Source organism: Variovorax glucosi (assembly GCF_051216695.1).
Taxonomy (GTDB): domain Bacteria; phylum Pseudomonadota; class Gammaproteobacteria; order Burkholderiales; family Burkholderiaceae_C; genus Variovorax.
The window spans coordinates 1-1,469 of the sequence record NZ_JBPJZE010000087.1 but is presented as its reverse complement, the minus strand read 5'-3'; the positions used below and the strand labels follow the sequence as shown (position 1 = coordinate 1,469).

General features: G+C 65.3%; 2 protein-coding genes. One reads left to right on the top strand and one right to left on the bottom strand.

Going from position 1 to position 1,469, the window contains the following annotated elements; genetic code table 11:
* On the bottom strand, nt 1-165 hold a 165-nt coding region (locus tag ACSFA3_RS23110), incomplete at its 3' end, for an ATP-binding cassette domain-containing protein (RefSeq protein ID WP_435507783.1).
* Between the two features lie 186 nt (nt 166-351).
* Here ACSFA3_RS23110 and ACSFA3_RS23105 point away from each other — a divergent pair.
* Nucleotides 352-1,469: ABC transporter substrate-binding protein (locus ACSFA3_RS23105; RefSeq protein ID WP_435507782.1), on the top strand; the 1,118-nt coding region annotated here is incomplete at its 3' end.

Genomic DNA, 1,469 nt, shown 5'->3' with positions numbered 1-1,469 from the left:
ATAGCGCCGCTGGCCTTCGGCGTAGAGGGTGTCGAAAACGAGGCTGGACTTGCCCGAGCCGCTGGGCCCGGTGACCACCGTCATCTCGCCGGTGCGGATGTCGAGGTCGAGGTTCTGGAGGTTGTGCTGGCGCGCGCCGCGAATCCGGATGGAGCCCTGTGTCATGAGTGCCTTGGGGGGTGGGGCAAACATTCTAGGGAGTGCGCAATGACGGATTTGTGCACTACGTCACAAGGTCGGTGGCTGCGCAGGGGTTTGTCCGAATGGAATTCACGATACTTTCAGAAACAAATACGACATTAGTTTTCACCTTCTCACAAACCGCTTCCCCCATTCCCTCGAAAGATTTCCATGACGAAGACGACGACGCGCATGCTTTGCGCCGCCGCCCTCCTGGCCTTCAGCGCCGTGGGCGCATCGGCCCAGATCCTGATCGGCCAGACCCCTGGCGTGACCGGCTCGGTGGCCGCGAGCGTGAACGAGACCATCGGCGGCGCGCAGCTGGTGATCGACTCGGTCAACGCCCAGGGCGGCATCAACGGCGAGCAGATCGAGGTGATCCGCATGGACGACGGCCTCGACGCCAAGCGTTCGCTGGAGAACACGCGCGTGCTCATCGAAGACAAGAAGGTCGTCGCGCTGCTGCTCAACCGCGGCACGCCCAACACGCTCGCGGTGATTCCGCTGCTCGACAAGTACGGCGTGGCGCTGGTCGGCCCTTCGACGGGCGCGATGGCGCTGCACAAGCCGCTGCAGAAGCACGTGTTCAACGTGCGCGCCACCTACCAGCGTGAGGCCGAGAAGGCGGTGCAGCACCTGCTGACCATCGGCCTCACGCGGATCGCGGTGGTGCACGTGACCGACTCGTTCGGCACCGACGCGCTCGAAGGCGCGATGACCGGCTTCACCAAGGGCAAGGCCCAGCCGACCGTGACCATTCCGGCCGACCGCGACAAGCCCGACTACAAGACCATCGTGCCTGCCATCAAGAGCGCCGACGCGCAGGCCGTGGTGTGGATCGGCTCGAGCGCTGCGGTGATCGACGGCATCAAGGCGCTGCGCGCGGCGGGCTCGGCGGCGCAGGTGGTCACGCTGTCGAACAACGCCTCGTCGAGCTTCATCAAGCAGCTGGGCGACGCGAGCAAGGGCGTGATCGTGACGCAGGTGTTCCCGAACGAGCGCTCGATCGGCCAGCCGATGGTGAAGGAAGCACTGGCACTCGCACAGGCCAAGGGTCAGGTGGAGCTGTCGCCGGCCATGCTCGAAGGCTTCGCCTCGGCCAAGGTGCTGGTTGAGGCGCTGCGCTGCGCGGGGCCCAAGCCCACGCGTGCGAAGATGGTCGCTGCGCTCGAAAGCCTCAAGGGCTACGACCTGGGCGGCGGGCTGGAGGTGAGTTATTCGCCGCAGGACCACAGCGGCATCGACTTCGCGGACCTTTCGATCATCAGCGATGGTCGCTTCAAGCGCTG